Annotated in this window: 15 protein-coding genes; 9 read left to right on the forward strand and 6 right to left on the reverse strand. The window is 32.6% G+C overall.

Annotation, left to right across the window (positions count from 1 at the left end; translation table 11 throughout):
• Position 1 precedes the first annotated feature (1 nt).
• Positions 2–2,188: a DUF5916 domain-containing protein gene (locus FHK87_RS10675; protein ID WP_140592666.1), complete on the reverse strand. Its 2,187-nt coding sequence runs from the start codon at positions 2,186–2,188 to the stop codon at positions 2–4.
• A gap of 63 nt (positions 2,189–2,251) precedes the next feature.
• Positions 2,252–2,722, reverse strand: a complete 471-nt coding sequence (locus FHK87_RS10680; protein WP_140592667.1) for a YybH family protein — start codon at positions 2,720–2,722, stop codon at positions 2,252–2,254.
• Between the two features lie 456 nt (positions 2,723–3,178).
• Between FHK87_RS10680 and FHK87_RS10685 the strand changes: the two genes are divergently transcribed.
• From FHK87_RS10685 to FHK87_RS10700, 4 genes are all read left to right on the forward strand, one after another.
• Complete coding sequence (locus tag FHK87_RS10685; protein ID WP_226294186.1) at positions 3,179–4,006, forward strand: sensor histidine kinase; 828 nt, start codon at positions 3,179–3,181, stop codon at positions 4,004–4,006.
• Positions 4,003–4,710: a LytR/AlgR family response regulator transcription factor gene (locus FHK87_RS10690; protein ID WP_140592669.1), complete on the forward strand. Its 708-nt coding sequence runs from the start codon at positions 4,003–4,005 to the stop codon at positions 4,708–4,710. The genes FHK87_RS10685 and FHK87_RS10690 overlap by 4 nt, the downstream gene beginning before the upstream one ends.
• 128 nt (positions 4,711–4,838) lie before the next feature.
• Complete coding sequence (locus FHK87_RS10695; protein ID WP_140592670.1) at positions 4,839–5,279, forward strand: hypothetical protein; 441 nt, start codon at positions 4,839–4,841, stop codon at positions 5,277–5,279.
• Positions 5,280–5,375: 96 nt separating this feature from the next.
• A complete protein-coding gene (locus tag FHK87_RS10700; RefSeq protein ID WP_140592671.1) occupies positions 5,376–5,834 on the forward strand; it encodes a hypothetical protein in 459 nt (152 codons plus the stop codon).
• A 103-nt stretch (positions 5,835–5,937) separates the two neighbouring features.
• Here FHK87_RS10700 and FHK87_RS10705 read toward each other — a convergent pair whose 3' ends face one another.
• From FHK87_RS10705 to FHK87_RS10720, 4 genes are read right to left on the reverse strand one after another with little or no spacing between them, the layout of a single operon-like run.
• Positions 5,938–7,017, reverse strand: coding sequence for a glycoside hydrolase family 3 N-terminal domain-containing protein (locus tag FHK87_RS10705; RefSeq protein WP_226294187.1), 1,080 nt, complete (start codon positions 7,015–7,017; stop codon positions 5,938–5,940).
• Between the two features lie 53 nt (positions 7,018–7,070).
• Positions 7,071–7,919 (reverse strand): sulfurtransferase, encoded by an 849-nt coding sequence (locus FHK87_RS10710; RefSeq protein ID WP_226294188.1) that lies wholly within the window; start codon positions 7,917–7,919, stop codon positions 7,071–7,073.
• Between the two features lie 19 nt (positions 7,920–7,938).
• The gene (locus tag FHK87_RS10715; RefSeq protein ID WP_140592673.1) at positions 7,939–8,394 is read right to left on the reverse strand and encodes a nuclear transport factor 2 family protein; all 456 of its coding nucleotides are present in this window, start codon (positions 8,392–8,394) and stop codon (positions 7,939–7,941) included.
• 40 nt (positions 8,395–8,434) lie between these two features.
• A complete protein-coding gene (locus FHK87_RS10720; protein WP_140592674.1) occupies positions 8,435–9,430 on the reverse strand; it encodes an NAD(P)H-dependent glycerol-3-phosphate dehydrogenase in 996 nt (331 codons plus the stop codon).
• 124 nt (positions 9,431–9,554) lie between these two features.
• Between FHK87_RS10720 and FHK87_RS10725 the strand changes: the two genes are divergently transcribed.
• The 5 genes from FHK87_RS10725 (at position 9,555) to FHK87_RS10745 (ending at position 16,171) form a co-directional block, all read left to right on the forward strand.
• On the forward strand, positions 9,555–10,475 hold the full coding sequence (locus FHK87_RS10725; protein ID WP_140592675.1) for a nicotinic acid mononucleotide adenyltransferase: 921 nt from the start codon (positions 9,555–9,557) through the stop codon (positions 10,473–10,475).
• Positions 10,476–10,742: 267 nt separating this feature from the next.
• The gene (locus tag FHK87_RS10730; protein WP_140592676.1) at positions 10,743–11,285 is read left to right on the forward strand and encodes a 3-hydroxyanthranilate 3,4-dioxygenase; all 543 of its coding nucleotides are present in this window, start codon (positions 10,743–10,745) and stop codon (positions 11,283–11,285) included.
• 152 nt (positions 11,286–11,437) lie between these two features.
• On the forward strand, positions 11,438–12,991 hold the full coding sequence (amaB, locus tag FHK87_RS10735) for an L-piperidine-6-carboxylate dehydrogenase (protein WP_140592677.1): 1,554 nt from the start codon (positions 11,438–11,440) through the stop codon (positions 12,989–12,991).
• A 31-nt stretch (positions 12,992–13,022) separates the two neighbouring features.
• Complete coding sequence (locus tag FHK87_RS10740) at positions 13,023–13,571, forward strand: GNAT family N-acetyltransferase (protein WP_140592678.1); 549 nt, start codon at positions 13,023–13,025, stop codon at positions 13,569–13,571.
• 362 nt (positions 13,572–13,933) lie between these two features.
• Entirely contained in the window at positions 13,934–16,171 is a 2,238-nt protein-coding gene (locus FHK87_RS10745) for a tetratricopeptide repeat-containing sensor histidine kinase (protein WP_140592679.1), read from the forward strand.
• The last annotated feature ends 7 nt before the right edge of the window (positions 16,172–16,178 follow it).

Below are 16,178 nucleotides of genomic sequence, written 5' to 3' on the forward strand. Positions count from 1 at the left end.
TCTAAAAATCAAATCTATAATTCATTTTGAAGGCAATACCCCAGTTTTTACGAATGATATCCTGATTGTAATTGTCTGAAATGACGAGATAAATATAAGACAACGGTTTGTATTCCCATTGCAAGCGACTATTGATATTGAAATTATCAATTTGGGTGTTATATTGTATATAAGTAGTCCAATTCAATCGATTAGAAAAGAAAACTTCGCTCATAAAACGCCCTAAATGAAACGTATCGCTTCCTAATTCTTTTAAGTCTATATCATTACGCTCATATAGAATTTGTAGACGCGCCAAAGGCATTAACCTATATTGGGCATTAATACTAAATTGGTTTCGGTACCCACTGTAATAACTGCCAAAAACAATATCACCTACGTATTGAAACTTTTTATTATCAGCAGAAGAATACTCTACACCGACATTGGTATAATTATATTGGTCTACAGCAATAGCGTTTCCATTATTGAGTGGGTCAAACGCATATTTTAAATTGACATACTCATGAGTTATCCTTGCATATAACGAAGATTGATTTTTGAATGTTAAAATATTATTGAAAATACTAGTGGATTGTAAAACTTTGTCTTTTTCATCCCAATATGTATTGTTTGCCAGATGAAAATAACGATGACGATCAAAAACTTTAGAGCCTTTATAGAATTTGGTCAAAGTAATACGGCCGCTAGATTGCGTATACCCCTCTCTAATGGTGCTTTCTGTAACGGCATCAAAATTATATAAACGGGGTACAAAACCAACAACAGTGATATAATTTCTTTCTACTTTTCTAATCCCGGCATATCCAGATGCATTTATATTGTTATACCAAACCCCTAAGTTGTAAAAATTATTATCAGTTTCTGAAATATCACTTGTATGACTACTGGCAAAATTGGCAAGCCCTGCCCACTTATTATTTTGCGACTGATAATTTACATTCATTCCCATTACTCTATTGTAATCATTTATAAAAGATAAACCATCTGTTTCTTGTCTATTAATCAAAAATCCGGTAGCAGTAAAAGACTTGAATATTTGTTGTTGTATCACCAATGCTCCATAATTTTGTGCAGGGTCTTCGTCCTCTGATTTTGTTGCTACATTAAGCATACCTATTCGTGTTTTTTGAGTGATATTTCCAGATAATTTTAATCCGAAGGAGATATCACTATCGGCGCCTATTCGTCTAGAATAAAAGGGGTTTACTCCACTTACTCCCAAACCGGTAAAGAGGTCGCTATTCTCTAAAAAGAAATTACGTCTTTCTGGAAAAAATATCGAAAACCGACTTAAGTTGGTGACTTGCCTATCTACATCTATCTGCGAAAAATCAGGATTTATAGTGGCATCCAGAGTTAAAGAAGAACTTACATTATATTGTATATCTAGACTTGGTTGTATCTCTGTATCTTTATTGTCGTTTACAACATCTTCTGTATGGTTTATAGTAACAGATGGCATTACAGCAAATCGGGATGATTTATTTTCTGAGAGGTTTTCTACTTTAAATGTCTTGGCAAATCGCAAATCAAATTGTCTGTAATTACGGCTTATTGGTGTACTGGTCGTCCATTCATTCAATTTAATGTTTCTTGTATGAAACATAATCCCCCATTCTGGAGTTGTCGCTTTATAGCCTAATGCTTTTAAAGGGATTTCTATTTCAAATATTTTTAGATTTCTTCTTACAGAAGTTTTAGCATTCCAAACCGTATTCCAACTAGTATTGATTTCAAAACCGTCTCTAAGTCTGGCTACTAATGCATCGATTAGGGCACCACCCATATTAACAATAAAGAAATAACCGGATTGTTGTTGATTATAGGTGTCAATAAGAATTGCAAAAGAATCGCTCTCCCCTCCAGAAGTTCTGATATCATCTCGTTTTAAAGATTCAATTTGAACATTAGGCATTATATCATGGTAAATGGCGCCTATAAATAAACTTTTGCCGTTATGAAACATCTTTACCTCTGTTTGATTGGCTGCTAGATCTCCATTATTAGGGATGTAATTAAGAAAACTCCCCTCGGGAGCCAAAGTGTTCCATACGGGTTCATTTAATTCACCGTCCAAATGAATAGTACTATTGCTAAAAACGAGTGTATTTGATTCTAAATTTGACTGCCCATTGACTTGAAATAGAACAAAAATGGATAGTAAAAGAATTACGATTCTTTTCATATATTTTATTAAAAAACTTAGTGATGGGTGTACTAATGATTGCGACTAATATGTTTTGCTGAATTATTGGATACTATAGTCCATGCAAATTTTCCATTTTCCATGCTCTTTTCTCCAAACCAAGAGTTTTTCGCCACGGGTTCTCTTACCATTTTCGTCAAGTATTTCAGAATGCTCCGTAATATGTATGGCAAGATGTTCTGAGATGTACAGTTTTTTGGTAGTAACATCAAGTTCAAAAATCGTTAGGGTTTTGTATGCAGGAATAAGTAACGCCCTTAGTTTGTTTTTTCCTTCGATATCAATATTACCTTCGATAACTCTGCAATCCTCTGTCCAGAACTCGAGCACAGCATCAGCATCTAATGTTTTGATGGCTTTGACATAGCTTTGCAAAGTTTGTTCGATTTCTATGGTTAACTCTTTTTCAGATTTTTTTGGAGTTTGAGTGTTGCACGAACAAATTCCTAATATTAAAAGAACCCATAAAAAAAGCGATCCTTTTTTTACTATTAATTTTTTATAATTAAACATGAGAAGTATAGGTTTACATAAAACATTTGGTCAGCAAACCTAGTATATGCATGTATTGTTATTTTAAAAAGTAGACAAATAGGCTATTTTGTCCTTATAGAGAGTTGAATTTGAAAGAATTTAAGTTTTGTCTATATGATTTCCGTTTTTAGCTACAAAAAACTGGTTTTAAGCTATTATTAATGATCAACCTCATCAAAATTGTATTTTAGTGCACTTATGAGCAGTTTAAAAAAAGTATCATTATTTTTTAGTCTTCCGGTAGTTAAGCATTTTTTGTTTTGGCTGGGGGTGTACGCTTATTTTGTTTGTACTGTAAACATAACCCATTACAGCGGTTATCAAGAAGTAATCTCTCATTTTTTCGGTTATGTTTTATGTCAGATCATTGTAGCTTATACGTGCTTATATTTTTTGATACCCTACTTTTTAATACCCAAAAAGAATGTTCAATTTGTGATAAGCTTATTGTTGTTGCTAATAGTAGTGTTTGCTATTTTTATAGCACATCATGAGTATTATCACATTCCTCAATTCGTAAAAAAAGGGGATTATTCTATATCCGAATCAACTAAAAATTTCTGGGAAAAACTGTTTAATCCTCGTATCTTTTTGAGTAAATCCACTATAATTTTGACACCTACAATTGTGCTGGTTATCGCTAAATTTTATAAAGAAAAGCAAAACTATTTACAGCTAAATGAACAAAAGAAAACTACAGAATTAGCCGCATTAAAACATCAATTAAATCCGCATTTTTTGTTTAATACGCTCAACAACTTATATGCTTTATCTATCAACAAATCCGATGAGACTCCAGAGGTTATTGCCAAACTTTCTGAAATACTAGATTATATGCTGTATGGTTGTAATGATAAATATGTATCCTTAACAAAAGAAATCGAACTTATAGAAAACTATCTTGCTTTAGAAAAAGTGAGATTTGATGAGCGCGTTACTATTCGTTTTGATAAAAATGTGGTGATCGATGCTCAAATTGCTCCGTTAATTCTTTTGACTTTTATAGAAAATGCCTTTAAGCATGGGGTCTCTCAAGAATTAAAAAGAGCATACATCCATATAAAAATTGAGATTGAAGAAGGGTTTATCCTGTTTGATATTACAAACTCAATAGCGCAAAACGGAGCTTCTACAAATAAGAAACCGATAGGATTAACCAACATAAAAAAACAGTTAGAATTGTTATATTTAGAAGAGTATTCTCTAGAACTTAAAGAAGCAAAGAATAGTTTTAATGTGTGTTTAAAATTGCCGGTAAAATGACCTACAAATGTTTAATAGTGGATGACGAGAAGTTGGCAAGAGGACTTATAAAAACACATTTGTCTCAACTTGATGATTTTGAAGTAATAGCTTCTTGTAGTAGCGCCATCGAAGCCAGTAAGATACTTCAATCAGAAACAATAGATTTACTGTTTTTAGATATCGAAATGCCTGTTTTAAAAGGTACTGACTTTTTCAAAAACCTAGTACAAAGGCCTCAGGTTATTTTTACTACAGCCTATAGGGATTATGCCGTAGAAGGTTTTGAATTGAATGCAGTTGATTATATTTTAAAACCTATTACTTTTCAGCGTTTCTTTAATGCTATAGAAAAATTTAGAACCATACAAAGAGCCAACGTTGCAAATGCGTTAGAAATTCCTACTTCTAACCATCAAAAAGATGCTTTTATTTACATAAGAAAAGAAAGAAAACAAGTAAAAGTATACTTAGATGCGATCTTATATATCGAAAGCTTAAAAGATTATGTAAAAATACATTTAGCAGAAGAAAATCATGTTACTAAATCTAGTATTTCAGCTTTTGAAAAAAAATTAGATGAACGTTTTATAAGGGTACATCGCTCATATATTATCAATAAGGATAAAATCACAGCCTATACAAAAAATGATATTGAAATTGAACTCGCTGAAATCCCAATAGGTGAAAGCTTCAGAGAGAATATTACAGCACTTTTGACATGATGAAATAATTTCTGACGTCAATTTTAGTAAGGTTATACTAGTCGTCAGGTAATGAATTTGGCAAAAGTTGAATTGACTACACAAAAAACAAGTATATTTATACCGCAGGTAATTAAAAAAAACATTAAATGAAAAGAGTTGTTTATGTGTTGCTAGTAGCTGTGTTATGTAGTTTTACGGCTAAAGATATTAGGCTTCAGTTTTCTGAATTTGAAATTAAAGATGAAAACGGTGTTACAAGAATTGCAGTAAATAAAACAGGAGAAATTAAAGTAGGAGAACAACTGGTTGGCAAGATCAGTAAAGATGGGATGTTACATGACAACAATGGAGAATTACTTGCTAAAATAACTGATGATGATATTCTTGAAAATAAAGAAGGTAAGAGCCTTGTAAAAATAGACAAGGATGGAAAAATTAATAATGGTTCGGGGATGTTTATCGAATGGTCTGAAAATGGAGAGTTTTTGAAAGGAGATAAAAAAACAGGGATACATATCACTCCGGTAGATAAAAATTCATTTCAGACGGCTTCAATCATTTTATATTTATACTTGAGTATTAAATAATATACAAGTATTCTTCATTATTTTTAGCTTGTAAAATACATACATCTAGAATTTGTTGAGTAAGGTGTTTGAAATAGAAGATATTAGAATCATTACATGTGTATATCAAGGATAAGGTATAAAAATATAGATAGTGTAATTTTAATTCTTTTTTTAGTACTACTGTCTGCTTGTGATACTAGTTTTAGAATAGAAAAAGTATCCTCAGATAATACAAGCATTACAAAAATCTATGAGACGTATCTCGTTTCTAATGTATCAAATATTCCTGAAGAAAAATATTCGATTTTACAAGCCTCATTAAAAAATCGATTTATTCAGTTGTGTGAGAAAGATACCTTCGTAAACGAATTTAGTGTTGATTTTTATGAGGATATTTATTGCACTAGAAATTATTATAAAAGAATAGAACAATTAAGAGGTGCAGAATCTTTGATAGAAAAATGTGAAGATTACTATTACGGAAGTTTTCTTTACAAAAGATCCAAAGAAAAACCTTATATGTGGTATTTATCATACCCAACAAATCTAAAAGACACAATTTATTGTAAATAGAAAAGAATGATTTTTAAGCTTTGGTGTAACACTTTTATGTCATCACCATCTATATTTTACAATCTAGGCTGCTTCATGAAAACTGTATCTGTAATTCTTATTTTTAGATCGCCACCACTCCAGCACAAACCTTTAACCGGATAATTTTTTTTACAGATTGCATCACCTGTTTCTTATAGTCAGGGTCTTTTTTCATTTCAGCAAGAATAGCATTAATGGTTTTGATTTCACTGCGAGGCATAAGAATCAGATCACAACCGGCTTTTGATACGCGTAGAGGAGCATTATCTAAAATAGTAACAGCTTTCATGATATTAAGCGCATCAGAGATAATAATACCTTTGAATCCCATTTTTTCTTTCAGTAGCCCGGTAACAATTTTTCTTGAGCAACTAGATGGCAGGCCATTTGTATCGTATTCTGGATTATTTTTTATTGTAATATGAGCAACCATAATAGATAGTACACCATCTTCGATAATCTTTTTGTAATTGTCAACTTCTTGTAGTTTGCCATCGATATAGACACTTTGTTTATGAGTGTCTCCTTTTACAAGCCCATGACCGGGAAAATGTTTTGCAGTAGCAATAATACCTCCTTCTTGAGTACATTGTATAAATTGATTAGCCAAAGTAACCACAGTAGTAGGGTCGTCACCATAACTTCTGGATTTGATAGCTTCATTACCAGAACTGATGTCTAGTACCGGGGCATAATTATGATGTACACCTATTTCTCTAAGCTCTTGATTGATTACATTCACAACCTCATTAGATTGTTCTTCAGTTTTGATGTCAATTGTTTTTCCTACATCTTTTGCTCCTTTTATTCTACTGCCAAACAAACTAGGCTCTGCGTCCATGCTAAATAAAAGTGGAACGGTTTTATTTGTTGCAGAAATTGTATTGAGTGCACCAATGCTTTCAATATGTTTTTGTTTAGCACCCTTTAGAAATACCACTCCACCGATAGCGTCCTGTTCTGCTAGCTTTTTTACAGTAACTTCTGGTTTTCCGAGTTCTCCGGCAGAAGTAATGATCATTTGCGCAATTTTTTGTCGATCGTTTAAAGTGTTGAATATTGAGTCTACCACATATTCTAACTCGGGATCATAGGTATAAAAATCGTTTAAGCTAAATTTTTGGGCTTTTTGGGCAGTACTACTTACTGATATTAAAAACACACAGAACAGTAATTGGCAAAAGTATTTCATTATATAATTAAGTAAGTATTTGTTTAACATTGAATAGGAACGCCTTCTAATTGCCCCCATTCGCTCCATGATCCATCATATATCGATAGATGATTATATCCGGCCAATGTAGCAGCCAACATAATAATACAAGCTGTGATTCCGGATCCGCAGGTAAAGATCAACTTTTTATCTGCAATAGTAAAATGTTGTAAGATTTCTTTTAATTCTGATACAGGTTTTATTTTACCGTTTTGTAATACCTTTTCATAATGTAAGTTTACTGCATTAGGCATGTGTCCACTTTTGAGGCTTGCTCTAGGCTCTGGTTCTGAGCCTAAAAATCTTCCCGGGGAGCGAGCATCTAATATGAGTATGTCGTTTGAAGTTATATTATGAAGTATTTCATCTGCGTTTATCACAAGATTAGGGTTGTAGTCAGCGATAAAATCTCCTTGCAGATATGTATTTAAATTTGATTCTGGTTCTGTAGGTAAATTTTCTTCTTTCCATGCTGGTAAACCACCATCAAGAACTGCTATTTGCTGATGCCCCATTGTTTTAAACATCCACCAAACTCTTGGGCTAGAATAGATACCTAATCTATCATATACTACAATTTTGTGATGATTACTAATGCCAAGGGTTCTACAAGCCTTTTCAAAAACAGTTGGCGATGCCAACATATTGGGAATATCTGTTGTAGTGTCTGAAAAAGCATTTTTGATGTCAAAAAAACGAGCATTTTTTATTTTTTCAACGGCAAGATTCTGATTTTCTTTTGCGGTCACTTTTTTGATAGTTGCATCCAAAATGATGAGATCAGGATGATCAATATGTTCAAAAAGCCACGAAGCTGAAACTATTGGTTGAGTGATCTCTAAAGAATTCATGTAGTTAAAAAATTGAGGATTAAGAGTTTATAAATTTATCAAGTAAGTAATTTGTTTGCTTGTGCAGTTTTTTCTTAAAGAACCCCATACCTCCAAATAGTTTTCCTTTCCAGCCTAATGCTTGTGATGCCCATCGATGTAAGTTAAAATGGTCTACATGCTTTACAATTTTGCCGTCTTTGAACTCGAATCTGGCTTCTATTATATTATGTACAGGTCGCCCGGTTTTACTAAAGGTATACCAAGCCTCCCAATGTGCTGAACCATTTTGGTCATTGGCCCGTACTTCAGAAAACTCGATCTTAAAGTTTCTTGCATTCTTACAAAGCATGCGCCACATGTTTTTAGCGCGGTCTCCTTTTAATTGCCCAAATCCGGGATCTTCAAAAATAATATCCTCATGGTAGCAGGATATCATCTTTTCTGCATCAAGCTCATTGAAGCCTTCATAAAACGTTGTGATAAGTTCTTTCATAGGATTTTACAAAAAATCTGAGCTATGAAGATAAGAATAATTAATCTAGCTTATCCGCAAGTTTCTTAAATACTTTCTTAGGATTCTTATTTTCATAGAGAACAGCATGTACTGCATCTATAATAGGAGTTCTTGCAGCTTTTGTAGCATCTAGCTCATATGCAGTTTTAGCAGCATAATATCCTTCTGCAACCATATTCATTTCCATTTGAGCACTTTTTACAGTGTACCCTTTACCAATCATATTACCAAACATTCTATTACGAGAAAATATAGAATACCCAGTTACTAGCAAATCACCCAAATATGCAGAGTTATTAATGTTACGTTTCATTTTGTGTACTTTCTTTATAAAACGTTTCATCTCTCGAATGGCATTACTCATCAAAACACTTTGAAAATTATCTCCATATCCAAGTCCGTGGGCAATTCCTGCTGCTACCGAATAAATATTTTTGAGTACAGCAGCATATTCAGTTCCTATAATATCGTCGCTTATCTTACATTTAATATATTCACTACTTAGGTGATCAGCTATTATTTTTGCTTTTTCTTCATCATTTGAAGCTATAGTAAGATATGATAAGCGTTCAAGGGCTACCTCTTCTGCATGGCAAGGTCCTGTAATTACACCTATATTATTAAATGGGATATCATATTTTTCATTAAAATGCTCTCCTACGATTAACCCTGTTTCTGGAACAATACCTTTGATTGCAGAAAAAATAACTTTGTCTGTTAATGGTACTGTGAGTTTTTGTAATTCACTATGTAAAAATGCAGAGGGAATGGCAAATATAAGATAATCAGCATATGCTATTGCCTCATTGATATCATTGGTAAGTTTGAGCTGATCTATTTTGAACTCTACAGAGCTTAAATAATTAGGATTATGTTGTTGTCGTTTTAAGTGCTCTAAGGCATAGACACTTCGCATATACCAACCTACTTCATCAAGGTTTTCGGTGAGCATTTTTACAATTGCAGTAGCCCAGCTACCTCCTCCTAAAACTGCAAACTTTCGCTTTTTTTCCATACAAACATATTATGGCTTCAAAAATAAGTAAAATAGAAATTAAATTAAAAAACTGAAAACCAGTAATTTAAAAGTTTGGCATGCGTTTTGGTTTTAGCTTTATGAAATTGAAAACACTTACCTTATGAAAACATTAAAACTACTTTCGGTTATTTTTTTAGGTTCATTTTTATTGACATCATGTGTGGCAGAGGTTATTGTAGAAGAAGATGTATTTATAGAAGAACCTTCAATAAGTTTGAATGCATTATTAAATTCATATGAGATTTGGTATGTAGATATAGAACGTAAAAGAGGTAATGGTGAAATTCCGTTTTTACAAAAAGCATTCACAGTTTCTTTTCGTAATGGTGCTTTTTTTGCCAATAATAATCTTGTTGGTTTGGGTAGTAATGGTAATGGATTTGGCCTTGATGTAGGTTTTTATGACACATTCAGAACAGAAATAGACATTAGCCATGACATTGATGGAGTGTACGAATTGGCTGTAGGCCAGTTATCTGATAATGAGATAGAATTATATGACCGAGTGACCAACACAACATACTATCTAATAGGATATCAACGTAATAACTTTGATTATGATCAAGTATTTTATGATAATATTCATTATTTCCTTCAAGAGTATGAAGTCTGGGAAAAAGTGTATACCAGTGAGTTTGGGGTGTTAAATGAATTTGATGAAGAAAATTACCTGAAGTTTGAATATTTTGGAGCAGGAGAAAATTTTAGAAGTTCGAGAGATGAAATAGGAATTCCACTCAACGATATACTTTATGATTATACTGGACGTTATGAGATTAGAGATATTGTTAACACTTTTGATAGGAAAACTTTAACACTTGATTACGATTATTTGGGCAATGAATTCTTTGAATTATCCGTTATCAATGATAACAAAATAGAATTGTTTCATCCAACCTCTGAAACAGTTTACCAATTTGCAGGAAGAGGGCGTATTCAATTTAAGAATACCGCGGGTGAATCATCTCAAAATAATAGAAAAAGAATAAAAAAAGCTGATTTTATGAAGCTTTCAAAATAAAAAGTAAGGCTAGCACTTAGCAATAAAAATTTTTGGTTGGTTATTTAGTTGGGAATCGCTCTACAAAAGAAATTTTGTTGGGGCGATTTCTTTTTGGTCCCACTTTGTATTGCCGTACAATTTATTTTCAGATAATTCTTTACTCAATAATTGAGATCGAAATGCTCTGAGACTTGTCCTAAGGTATTTCACTTCAAAAACACTATTACTTCTTCTCGTAATTGCGTATTTTTATACTTATTTTAAATCACATAAAACTATATAAAAATGGCAATTCAAAAACCATTTAACCTTAACAAATGGATTGAGGAAAACAGAGACACACTAAAGCCTCCTGTAGGAAATAGAAATCTATACAAAGATGCAGGAGATTATATTGTAATGATTGTTGCAGGCCCTAACGCAAGAAAAGATTACCATTATAATGAGACAGAAGAGTTATTCTATCAATTAGAAGGTACTATAGAGGTTCATGTTCAAGAGAACGGAGAGAAAAAAACAATGCAATTGGGCCCGGGAGATATGTATCTGCATCCTGCAAAAGTACCCCATTCTCCTGTAAGGCACGAAGGGTCTTTAGGTCTTGTTATTGAAAGAAAAAGAGTTGATCTGGAGGCAGAGGACGGTCTACTTTGGTTTTGCGATAACTGTAATCATAAACTTCATGAAGTATATTTTAAATTACATGACATTGAAAAAGACTTTTTAAAACACTTTCAGGACTTTTATGGGAACAAAAATTTAAGAACCTGTGCTAATTGCAAAACAGTAATGCCAACAGATAAACGATTTGTGGCAGAAGTCTCTTAAGTCAATTTAATTTTCTAAATAGTTAATTTGTGTAAAATTGACTTTTCTTACGAAGATTTTTTGTAAAACTATCTAAATATCATTTTAAAATCAGTCAAAATTTATAATTTTTTCAAAACACAGTATCTTTACTTTTTCAAAACAAAATAATCATGGCAACAGCAATAATAGACTTTGGGATTCAGGAAGCCTTACAAAAACTAGGCCTTACAGAATTGAATAAAGGAACTTCTACAGGATTAAACTGGTTTTCTAATGAAGAAACAATATCATCTTTTTCACCAGTTGATGGTGAGCTAATCGCAAAAGTAGAAACGACAAGCAAAGAAGACTATGAAAAAGTAGTAGCTACTGCAACTGATGCTTTCAAGACATGGCGAGTAATGCCAGCGCCCAAGCGAGGAGAAATCGTAAGGCAATTTGGTGAAGAGTTGCGTAAACTCAAAGAACCTCTAGGTAAACTTGTTTCTTACGAGATGGGAAAATCTTATCAAGAAGGTCTTGGCGAAGTACAAGAGATGATAGATATCTGTGATTTTGCAGTAGGCTTATCCCGTCAGCTACATGGTCTCACCATGCATTCAGAGCGTCCGGGACATAGAATGTATGAGCAGTACCACCCCCTTGGGATTGTAGGAATTATTTCTGCATTTAATTTCCCTGTAGCAGTATGGTCTTGGAATACGGCTTTGGCTTGGATTTGTGGAGACGTTTGTATCTGGAAACCTAGTGAAAAAACACCCCTGTGCGGAGTTGCATGCCAAAATATAATTGCAAAGGTCTTAAAAGATAATAATCTTCCTGAAGGAATCTCATGCTTAATTAATGGAGATTATACAGTAGGAGAGATGATGACTACAGACAAGAGAGTACCACTAATATCGGCTACTGGATCTACAAGAATGGGTAAAATTGTTGCAGCAACTGTTGGACAACGCCTTGGTAAATCATTATTAGAATTAGGAGGAAATAATGCAATTATTGTTACTCCTGATGCAGATATCAAAATGACAGTAATTGGTGCGGTCTTTGGAGCAGTAGGAACAGCCGGACAAAGGTGTACTTCTACTCGTAGACTCATTATTCATGAATCTATTTATGACAAAGTAAAAAACGCCGTAGTAGATGCTTATGCACAGTTGAGAATAGGTAATCCATTAGATGAAAACAATCATGTAGGCCCTCTTATCGACAAAGCCGCGGTAGAAGGCTATCAAAATGCACTTCAAAAAGTAGTAGAAGAAGGAGGAAATATTGTAGTAGAAGGAGGTGTGCTCTCTGGTGAAGGATATGAAAGCGGATGTTATGTGAAACCTGCAATAGCAGAAGCTAACAATGTTTATGAAATTGTACAACACGAAACATTTGCACCAGTTTTATACCTTATAAAATATAGTGGTGAGGTAGAAAATGCCATAGAAATGCAAAATGGTGTGGCTCAAGGATTATCTTCTGCAATAATGACTAATAATTTGAGAGAAGCAGAAAGATTTTTGTCTCATGCGGGATCTGATTGTGGTATTGCCAATGTAAACATAGGAACTTCTGGAGCAGAAATAGGAGGAGCATTTGGAGGAGAAAAAGAAACCGGTGGTGGTAGAGAATCTGGTTCAGATGCGTGGAAAGTGTATATGCGTCGTCAAACCAATACGATCAATTATACAACAGAATTACCGTTGGCACAAGGAATCAAATTTGATTTGTAAAACACTGATATTAGTTTCTCTTTTTTGATGTATGGATATTGGTAATCAAATAAAGACCAAACGACTCGTTTTAAAGCGTCCGGATATAGAAAATGTTTCCAAAATTGTTCAATATGCCGGAAACAAGAAGATATCTGATATGACGCTAAATTTGCCTTATCCATATCAAGAAGAAGACGCAGTGTTTTGGATCAATATGGCTAATCAAGGTTTTAAAAGTGGAGAAGCTTATATTTTTGAAATCACTTTAATTGAAAAAAATGAATTTGTAGGAGGAATAAGTCTTACAATTAACAAGAGATTCAATAGAGGAGAAATAGGATACTGGATTGCAGAACCCTTCTGGAATAAAGGATATGCTACAGAGGCAACAAAAGCAATTATACAGTTTGGGTTTGAAGAAATAAAGCTAAATAAAATTCTATCAAATCACATTACCGAAAATCCAGCTTCTGGTAAAGTGATGATCAAAAATGGAATGATAAAAGAAGGAGAGTTACAAGAACATATCCTTAAAGACAATAAATATTATTCATTGATTCAGTATCGAATACTCAAAAGCGAGTACATAAATTCTTAAGCACTTTTATAGCTCAATATATTATCTAAAAAGGCCGGTTGGTGAAAAGACTAACTGGCTTTTTTAGGTAAAATCTCAACACTAAAACTTTTGTTATAAACAAGAAACCAGCATTTTATTTACAAATCATAAAGAATTAAAATAAATATTAAGATAATTTTAATAAATTGTTGATGAATTCGTTTTTAGAAGATTGATTATTCTGATTTAAGTCAAAACGTATGTATATCAGTATATGATTATATACATCTTCTTTAAAAAATTATTTAGCAAATGTTTTCATATCGTATTTGTTTTGCATTAGAATTATACGCCATACTTAAAACCAAAATCAACTAAAGATTTACTTATTAGTTATTATCATGAGAGGGAAAATAACCATATCAATTATAATTTTTGGATTATTAATATTCAATAATAATGCACAAACAAAACAAGTTGATTGTGATCAATGGCAGAATCGTGTTGATACGATACAAAATATTAACAGAGCACTTCATTATAGTAAACAGGTGCTTGCAATGGTAGAGGATGAATGCAAAGCCAAAATATATTTGAACTCAGCCAAATTATTACATCTGGGATTGCAAAAAAATGATTCTTCACTTTACTTATATGATAAAACTATTAAGCTTTCTAAAGCACTACAAAATGACCAAATTCTTTCCGAAGCGTATACAAATAAGGCTCTTATATTAACCCAACTCCTAAAAAATGAAGAGGCTATTGTGCTACTGGAAAACGCAGAAAAGTTACTTAAAAAAAATCTGGAAGATAAATCTTGGGCAGTGTTTTTTGAAGCTCAAGCAGAGATTGCAGACAACAATTCAGAATACTTAAAAGCAATACAATATGCTGATTCTATGACAGAAGTGTCTATCATTACAAAAGATACTTTCAATTTATATAGTAGTTATCACAACAAAGGGATTTATAATTTTAGGTTATCTAATTATGAAGATGCTATTATTAATCTTCTCAAAGCACTAGATCTTCATGAATTAAATAAAGATCTCGTAGGAGAAGCTAGAACAAATTATCTGGTAGGGTACAGTTATCTCAAATGGGGATATCTGGAAACTGCAAAAAGATATTTTGAAAAAGGAGTTACAATTGCAAAAGAAAAGGGTGATCATCATACGCTCTTGCTGACATATCCTTATTTGGCAGAATGCCATCGTAAATTGAATGAAAATGAAGAAGCGCTACAGACCATAAATAGAGGGATAACATTGGCCGAAGAATTTAATAATAATGAAAGAATTGCACGTGCCTTTAGTGAAAAAGGGTGGTTATACCTTAAGAATTTTAAAAAATATATAGAAGCAGAAGACTATTTTACAACCGCTTATAATGCTGCAAAAGTTACTAACAATGATGTTTATCTTCAACCCTCGCTCCACGGATTAATAGACGCGTATCTTGAACAAGGAGAATATACAGAAGCTCAGAAGTATTTTAACCTATTTGAAAAAGTAACAAAAAACCTGAATATTTTATATCATACACAAGAGTATCATAAGATCTATAGTAGATACTATGAGAAAACTTCTCGACCTTCGCTGGCTATAAAACACTTAAAAGAATACTATAAAATCAAAGATTCTATATCAAATCTACAGGTGAAAACGCAATTGACTAATCTTGAAAAGAAATATGATACAAAGAGAAAAGAAATCACAATCTTGAATCTAAAACGACAAAAAGAACAACAAGAAAAATTGACAGAAGAGGCTAGCTTAAGACAAAATTTATTTCTTGGAGCGTCTATTTCATTAGCTATTATTCTGACTTTGGTGGGAGGGCTATTTTTTAAGTTGAAAAAGCAAAAAAAGCAACTAGACGAAGCGCACAAAAATGTAACTGAGATTAATCAGGTAAAAAACAGGCTTTTCTCTATTATTGCGCACGATTTAAGAGGAATGATACTTCCTTTTCAACGATCAGGCAAAATTTTGAAGCATTATATAGAAAAAGAGAATCATGATAAAACCATTGAACTATCTGAAGCGATAGAAAAAAATTCAGAACGATTATCACAAACATTGGATAACTTATTGAACTGGTCTTTAGAACAAATGAATGGTTACAATATGAAAACCGAAACGATTTCAGTCTATCATGAACTAAAAGAAATTACTTTGGGATATCAAGAACAAGCAGATTATAAAAAAACTAAAATAGAAATAAAGTATACAGAGGATTTGTGTATCGATTTTGATAAAGGTGCTTTTCATGTGATTTTTAGAAACTTAATAGGTAATGCTTTAAAATATACAGAAGAAGGGTGTATTACAATACATTTTAAAGAAGAACATAAAAATTTGGTTTGTTCACTTACGGATACAGGAATTGGGATGAATGCAAATCAGCTGCAAACTATTTTTTCGCTAGATAAACAGCAAACCACTGTTGGTACCAAAGGAGAAAAAGGAACAGGCTTAGGGTTAAATCTGGTATATCGTTTTATAAAAATGCAAAAAGGAGAGATTGTAGTATCATCAGAATTAGGTATTGGTACACGTTTTGATATAAAAATTCCCATCACAAAATTGCTGAAAGGGGGAACAAACAAAAATTTGAAACCTATGTCAGCCTAAATAGATA

This window comes from Aquimarina algicola (assembly GCF_006443095.1).
GTDB classification, from domain to species: domain Bacteria; phylum Bacteroidota; class Bacteroidia; order Flavobacteriales; family Flavobacteriaceae; genus Aquimarina; species Aquimarina algicola.

Bases quoted from the DNA above. Each gene is read 5' to 3' on its own strand.
- FHK87_RS10675 (WP_140592666.1), bottom strand. From the start codon at position 2,188: ATGAAAAGAATCGTAATTCTTTTACTATCCATTTTTGTTCTATTTCAA.
- FHK87_RS10680 (WP_140592667.1), bottom strand. From the start codon at position 2,722: ATGTTTAATTATAAAAAATTAATAGTAAAAAAAGGATCGCTTTTTTTA.
- FHK87_RS10690 (WP_140592669.1), top strand. From the start codon at position 4,003: ATGACCTACAAATGTTTAATAGTGGATGACGAGAAGTTGGCAAGAGGA.
- FHK87_RS10695 (WP_140592670.1), top strand. From the start codon at position 4,839: ATGAAAAGAGTTGTTTATGTGTTGCTAGTAGCTGTGTTATGTAGTTTT.
- FHK87_RS10700 (WP_140592671.1), top strand. From the start codon at position 5,376: ATGTGTATATCAAGGATAAGGTATAAAAATATAGATAGTGTAATTTTA.
- FHK87_RS10710 (WP_226294188.1), bottom strand. From the start codon at position 7,919: ATGAATTCTTTAGAGATCACTCAACCAATAGTTTCAGCTTCGTGGCTT.
- FHK87_RS10715 (WP_140592673.1), bottom strand. From the start codon at position 8,394: ATGAAAGAACTTATCACAACGTTTTATGAAGGCTTCAATGAGCTTGAT.
- FHK87_RS10720 (WP_140592674.1), bottom strand. From the start codon at position 9,430: ATGGAAAAAAAGCGAAAGTTTGCAGTTTTAGGAGGAGGTAGCTGGGCT.
- FHK87_RS10725 (WP_140592675.1), top strand. From the start codon at position 9,555: ATGAAAACATTAAAACTACTTTCGGTTATTTTTTTAGGTTCATTTTTA.
- FHK87_RS10730 (WP_140592676.1), top strand. From the start codon at position 10,743: ATGGCAATTCAAAAACCATTTAACCTTAACAAATGGATTGAGGAAAAC.
- amaB (WP_140592677.1), top strand. From the start codon at position 11,438: ATGGCAACAGCAATAATAGACTTTGGGATTCAGGAAGCCTTACAAAAA.
- FHK87_RS10740 (WP_140592678.1), top strand. From the start codon at position 13,023: ATGGATATTGGTAATCAAATAAAGACCAAACGACTCGTTTTAAAGCGT.
- FHK87_RS10745 (WP_140592679.1), top strand. From the start codon at position 13,934: ATGAGAGGGAAAATAACCATATCAATTATAATTTTTGGATTATTAATA.